The sequence below is a fragment of the Thiomonas sp. genome, from assembly GCF_054608695.1.
In genome coordinates, this window is sequence record NZ_JBTRXV010000142.1 from 1 (window position 1) to 5,965 (window position 5,965).

At 70.7% G+C, this 5,965-nt stretch carries 8 protein-coding genes; 2 read left to right on the forward strand and 6 right to left on the reverse strand.

What is annotated here, in order from left to right; genetic code table 11:
• The first annotated feature begins 254 nt into the window (after nt 1–254).
• Entirely contained in the window at nt 255–515 is a 261-nt protein-coding gene (locus ACYCUK_RS22775) for a hypothetical protein (RefSeq protein WP_461596892.1), read from the forward strand.
• 77 nt (nt 516–592) lie between these two features.
• Here ACYCUK_RS22775 and ACYCUK_RS22780 read toward each other — a convergent pair whose 3' ends face one another.
• Together ACYCUK_RS22780 and ACYCUK_RS22785 are read right to left on the reverse strand one after the other, a co-directional pair.
• The gene (locus ACYCUK_RS22780) at nt 593–1,051 is read right to left on the reverse strand and encodes a hypothetical protein (protein ID WP_461596893.1); all 459 of its coding nucleotides are present in this window, start codon (nt 1,049–1,051) and stop codon (nt 593–595) included.
• Nucleotides 1,052–1,198: 147 nt separating this feature from the next.
• A complete protein-coding gene (locus ACYCUK_RS22785; protein WP_461596894.1) occupies nt 1,199–1,702 on the reverse strand; it encodes a hypothetical protein in 504 nt (167 codons plus the stop codon).
• On the opposite strand from ACYCUK_RS22785, the gene ACYCUK_RS22790 reads away from it, so the two are divergent.
• A complete protein-coding gene (locus tag ACYCUK_RS22790) occupies nt 1,701–1,874 on the forward strand; it encodes a hypothetical protein (protein ID WP_461596895.1) in 174 nt (57 codons plus the stop codon). The two genes, ACYCUK_RS22785 and ACYCUK_RS22790, sit on opposite strands and share 2 nt — an antisense overlap.
• 737 nt (nt 1,875–2,611) lie before the next feature.
• On the opposite strand, the gene ACYCUK_RS22795 is transcribed toward ACYCUK_RS22790, so the two are convergent.
• From ACYCUK_RS22795 to ACYCUK_RS22810, 4 genes are all read right to left on the reverse strand, one after another.
• Nucleotides 2,612–2,806 (reverse strand): hypothetical protein, encoded by a 195-nt coding sequence (locus ACYCUK_RS22795; protein ID WP_461596896.1) that lies wholly within the window; start codon nt 2,804–2,806, stop codon nt 2,612–2,614.
• Nucleotides 2,803–4,131, reverse strand: a complete 1,329-nt coding sequence (locus tag ACYCUK_RS22800; RefSeq protein WP_461596897.1) for a replicative DNA helicase — start codon at nt 4,129–4,131, stop codon at nt 2,803–2,805. The genes ACYCUK_RS22795 and ACYCUK_RS22800 overlap by 4 nt, the downstream gene beginning before the upstream one ends.
• 2 nt (nt 4,132–4,133) lie before the next feature.
• Complete coding sequence (locus ACYCUK_RS22805; RefSeq protein WP_461596898.1) at nt 4,134–5,114, reverse strand: hypothetical protein; 981 nt, start codon at nt 5,112–5,114, stop codon at nt 4,134–4,136.
• 286 nt (nt 5,115–5,400) lie between these two features.
• Nucleotides 5,401–5,965 (reverse strand): hypothetical protein (locus tag ACYCUK_RS22810; protein ID WP_461596899.1); only part of this gene is annotated, 565 nt, incomplete at its 5' end.

The following is a 5,965-nucleotide window of genomic DNA, read 5'->3' on the forward strand; positions in this document are numbered from 1 at the left end:
CCTAATCCCAAACACATACCATAAACGACACTCTTCCGAACAGGTCAACGCCCAACTGGCGCGGATGGGCCAACAGACGGCGGGCGCGGCCTTATGTGGTACTCTGCGCGCAGGAGGGGGGACGCAGATGCCGCGCACGCCCTGCGAGGGCCTCCGTGAGCGATACGGCATCACGGACTGCCACATCGATGAGGCGTGGCGGGCGGGCATCCAGCGGTTCCTCGCGGAGACTACGAATCGGGAGGGGATCCAGCATGGCACGTTCGCTGCAGGCGGCCGAGGCGAAGTGGACCCGCAAGACGGCCAACGCCGGCACGAAGTGGCAGGAGGGCGTCAGTTCCGGTAACACGCCCTGTGCCGGACTCCGTTCGGAGTACGGCATCAGCAACTGCAACATCGACCAGTCCTGGCGTGATGGCGTCAGCGCCGTCGGCGCGTCCGGCTTCCAGGCGTCCATCCAGGGCAAGGGCGGGAAGTGGCTCCAGAACTTCCAGCGCGGCCTCGCCCAGGGCTGAAGGAGTTCCGCCGTCCCTCTCCCCCGCCGCTCCCCCGCGCAGAAGGGCCGGGTACCCCACCCCGGCCCTTCTCGCGTCTATTCCAACCCCAGCGCCCCCATCACGACCGCACCCGCGCCGAACAGCACCAGGAAGGGCGCCCACACCCGCGCCGGCACGCCGACCGGCGGCGGTAGGTAAACCCCGAGGGAAAGCGTGTACCGGTCGACCGACCCCGCGTAGTGGAAGTCCCCGGTCCGCAGGAGGTTGCGCCCGATCAACCCCTGCACCCCGAGCGCCGTGGTGTCCATCGCCAGCGTGTAAATCGGTTTCCGTCCCGGCGTCACCGCGTGCACATACCCTGCCTGCCCGAGATCCCAGTCCACGAGGTACAGACCCGCCGTCGTGGGGCGACCGTCCACTCCGACCACCGGCTCCACGGACACCTGGGGAGCGCCGGTCTGCGCGACCAGGGTCGGGGAGGCGATGGCGCGTTGGTCGCCGCTGTCCACCAAGGCCACCGCCGACCCCGACCGGGCACCGGTGTACGGGTTCACGAGGGAATACGTCGGCGTGGCGCCGTTGGCGACGGAGACGCGGCCCGTGAGCATCCTGCATCACCCGGGGGCATCGTACCGTGTCTGGTCCGGATGAGCGCCCATGCGGCCCGCAGGAGCCACCAGAGGGCGCGCAGGGCCTCCACCCTACGCAGCCCCCTTCCACGGTCGCGGCCCCAGCAGCAGAGGGGAGAAGCTGAGGTCCGCCGGGCTCGGGAATGGGTGCCACGTCAGGTTGATGCCCGCCTTTTGGTACGCCACGCTCACAAGCCCGCTGCAGGTCAGGCGATGCGGCGTCACCCTTCCGTACAGGGGGATGTGCGCCGCATCGAACAGCGCATCGTCCATCAGCTCCGCGATGCCGTACCGCTGCCCCACCCGATCCGTCGCCCACCCACACGCCGCCTGCGCCTGCTCAGGGGTCGCCTGCACTCGGTACGCCCACCCGTCGCCGGCGTACTTGTCGAGCGGGCTGCGCGTCACCGTCCACAGGGCCTCCACCATGCACCCCTCGGCCACGATGGCCGCGTGCACGAAGGGGGACACCGTGCTCCACTCAATAGCGGCGTCCAGCAGGCCCCCGAGCGTGAGGCGGGGGCGGCCGGTCATCAGGAGGACGTCGCCGGGGGCGAGGGTCGTCGGGTCGTACATGGGGCACCTCCCGAAACCGATTTCCGTCCCCTACCCCGCCGCCTCGTCCCACGGCGCCACCGTCACCGGCAACCCGAACACCCACCCGAACGTGACCGCCGCGTCCACCGCCGCAACGCTATCGCAGAGCAGGTCGATCGGGAGTTGCGACCCGCTGCGGGTCTTGACGTGAATCGTTACCCGATGCGCCCCGCCGGTCTGGCGCTCCCGGTTCGCCGGGGGCCAGCGTCGGGGCAGGGCCGCGCCCCCCCCCCTGGGGCGGGTTCATCGGCGCAGGAACTGGCGACCCGGCTGCATGTATGGCGGCGGGTTCAGAAGGCATCACCCCCTCGTCGTGTACCGTTTCACCGACCACCCTCGCCAGGACCTCCGGCGGCACCGGCGTCACCGTGGATTCGACCGACGACGGCTTCAGGGACCAGGCCCCCAGGACCTCGACCTCCGGCATCACCCCCTCGACCGGCGCCAGCACCACCGGCTCCGCAACCCCCTCGCCTCCCTCCGCCGCGCTGGCAGATTCTGCGGCGATTTGCGCTGTGGATAACCCGCTACCCTCCTTCGACCCACGAACCTCCGATGAACGTTTGTCGTCATCGAAATCGGAGGCGATCCGTGGCGCCTGAGTGGAGGGGTCGGGGGACGACAGGAGGCGGTCGATCTCCGCCTGCAGGCCCGCCACGCCAGCCGACCCGGAGCGGGGGCAGCCGGGGTAGGCGACCCGGTGGTTGACCAGCCACTTGGCAAATTGCTCGGCCGTCACCCCGAACCGCACGCAGACCTCCTCGGGCGGTGTCGCCAGCAGGGCCGCCTCCTCGACGGCGGCTCGGTCGATTCCCAGGGGTCGCACATCGCTCGCCTCCCTCTCCGCTTGCGCCACCGTCTGGCCGGGGCGCCGCAACGGCCGCAGGATCAGCCGCTCCCGCTCGGGCAGGTCGCCGCCGCGGCGCGCGCGTCGGACTCGGTGGCGAAGGCGCCCCACGGCTCGTCGTGGTGGTAGGTGCCGTCGTGGCGCACGAAACGCTGCCGCACCCGGACGCCGTTGGCGCCGCGGTCGTGGATCCAGAGGCGGTCGGGGCGGTAGGCGGGGGCGGGGGATTCGGTCATGCGGCATCCCTCCGCGCCAGATTGGCGAATCGTCCAGTCGTCGGATCGAAGAGCAGGCGAAACTTCCCGGTGGCGCCGTTGCGCTGCTTCTCGACCTTGGCGTTGAGCGCGACCGGCCCATCGCCCGTCGCGCCTTTGTTGCGCCACAGGAGCAGAACGACGTCCGCGTCCTGTTCGATGCCCCCGGAGTCCCGGAAGTCAGACATCCGCGGCTCGCCGTCGTCGCGCCGCTCCACCTCGCGGTTCAACTGCGCCATGACGATCACGGGGCAGCCGATCGAGCGCGTCAGGCGTTGCAGGCCCTGGCTCATGGCGGCGACGTGGGTCGCCTGGTTCTCCCCCTGCCGGCGCCGGTCGCCGAGGAGCGTCAGGTAGTCGATCACGATCAGGCCCAAGCCGCCCTGCGCCTTCAGGCGCCACGCATCGGCGGCGATGGCGTCCGTGGTAGCGCCTGGGGTGTCGGTGGCGTGGAGCATCAGGGAATCGGCCATGGCTGCCTGCAGGGCCTCGGCATGGGCGTCCAAGGTGGCGCGGCTGTACATGCCGCGGCGCAGCCAGTCCGCCTGCAGGCCTGTCGACCACGAGATCATGCGGTCGGCCAGCATCTGCCGCGACATCTCCAGGCTGCAGAACAGGACCGGCGCCGTCCGGGCGCGGCGCATGCACAGGTCCAACCCCAGGGCTGACTTGCCCACCGAGGGCCGGGCGCCGATGTAGGTCAACTCGCCATCGCGAAACCCGCCGATCAGGTCGTCCAGGTCGGTGAGGCCCGTGGGCCAGCCGCCAGCGGCCGGCGCCTTGGTGCCCGCGGTGGACTTGAACTCCTCCCACCGCTGGAACACGACCTCGGGCATCCAGACCGACCCGGCGGTCCGGGCTCGAGACCGCACCCCGTCCAGCAGGGCCTGCGCCTGCCCCAAGGCCTCGTCGGCCGAGGCGGGCATCGGGCCGTCCCCTGAAAGGGCGTCCGCGATTTTCTGGCCGGCAGACCGCAGTCGGCGCAGGACCGCGATGTCGGCGATGCGGGTCGCGTGGTATGCGACGGCGGCCGGAGCCGCCACGTCGGCCGTCAGGTCGCTCAGCCCTTGCAGGCCCAAGTCCTCGGCGTTGGCCCGTCCCTGCCGCGACAACTCCTCGTGGACCGAGATCACGTCGACCGCGGCTCCACGGCCCTGCAGGGCCCGGATGGCCTCGAAGACCCAGCCGTGCGCCGACCGGGCGAAGTCCTGGCCCTGCAGGATGCCCAGGCATTCCAGGGCCGCTCCGGCGTCGACCAGCATGGAGCCCAGGACAGCCCTTTCGCGTTCGATGCTTGCGGCGTCCACGGTCAGGACCTCCCTCCGGCGACGGCTCGGGTCTCGGCCTCGGCAACGATGCGGGCCTGGCGCTCCCGGCGCTGCCTGACCTCCGCGTCGATGTCGTCGTCGGGGGAGGCGCGGGCCGGTTGGCGCAACTCGGCGCCTCTTGCCTCCCGGACGAACGCCAGGAACTGCTTGCGGGGCAGTGAGTTGCGCTGCAGGGGCTTGTCGAGTTTCGCCACGGCGAACGACCTGGCCACCGCCACCAGGTCGGCGTCTGGTCGCGCCTTGGCGCACTGTGCCAGCATCTCGCGGTCGGCGAGGTCGTTCGGTCGCCACCCGGCGATGCCGCGGAGCACCGCCAAGGCCTCGGAGTCGGTCGGGATCAGGCTCTGCTCCTGGCCCGTCCCTTGCCGGCGCTCGGCGGTCTCGTCCTCGGCGCCGCCCGTCGCCTCCGGTTCGGGGGCCGGTTCGCCGGCCGTCCGAACGGCACCAGCACCAGCACCAGCACCAGCACCAGCACCAGCACCAGCACCAGGAACCATTTCGGACCCGGCCGGACCCGAACCGGACCCGGTGGGATTCAGGTCGGACCCAATCCGGACCTCATCCGGACCCGAGTCGGAGACGATATGGGAATTAGGGTCCTGTTGCTGGGTCAGATGCTCGTACCGTCCGCGGTGTGGGGTGCTCTCGAACGGTATCCACTTCACCCACGACGGAAGCGGGATGTCCGGCTTGTCCCAATGCTTCTTGCTCTGATGGCGGTGGAAGTTGACGAGGTAGAGGCATTTCTTGCCGCCGGCCACGTAGGGGATGGCCTTCTTCGTCTCCACCAGCCGGTCGCGCCATTTGGTCACCTGGTCCGGCGTGACGTCAAAGTCGATGGGGTAGAGCTTCGCCTTGAACTCGATCGGCGAGTCCAGCAGGCACCCGCTGTCGTCGGCCAACTGGATCAGGCCGATGTAGAACAGGCGCTGCGCAGGGGAGAAGCCCTGCACGAACTCCATGTCCCCCCAGAACTCCGGCTGCACTACCCGAGCATGAAGATGCACGCCCTACCGCCGCCCTTCCCAGTCGCGCCCGCCCAAAGCCTCGATGCTCCATGAGGTCTGCCACCGATGCCCGCACCGGGGGCAGCGATACCGGCAGGCCCGGGTGCCGCCGTCGTCCCGGTAGCCGTCCGGCGCCGCCCGCCCATCCACACACCGCGGGCATCCGTCCACCGGGAGTCGCGCGCCACCGGGTAGGACCCTGGCCGCCACCGCTACCCCTCCCCTGCCGCCATGAACCGATTCACCGCCCCGGCGCGTCGGGGGTGCGCTCAGCCTCGGCTAGGGCATCCACGGCGTTGCACAGCGGCCAAGCCACCCCGTCAGAGGCGAAGACCCGCGCCGCCTCCACGACCTTCTCGCGCGCCGCAGCGACCGCCGCGTGCGCCGTGCGGGGGCGGGAGAGGACGGCGCGGAGATTAGCCACGTCCTCATAGAACGGCGGAGTGCCTGTGAATCGGATCACAGGCTCCGCCGCCTCCCGCAGCGCCCAGGCCTCCTGGGCGGCGGCGTCGCGCTCCGCCCACGCCTGCCGCAGCGCGGCGCACAGGTCGGGAACGTCGGTGCGGGATGCGGCGATGAAGCGTCGGTCCGCGCTCGGGTACTGACCACCGGGCGGGTTCGCGTAGACGCGATTCTCCTTGCCCGGGGATGTGGCCGCGATGGTGACGCCCATCCGCATGCCCTTAGCCGGTCCCGCTTGGCACGCGCCCGGCTTCTCCGTCGTCCACGGCCCCGGCGTCGTCGCACCCGCTCGCGCCTCGATCTCCGCCAGCCGCTCCGGCGTTACGTCAGCCACGCTTCTCGCT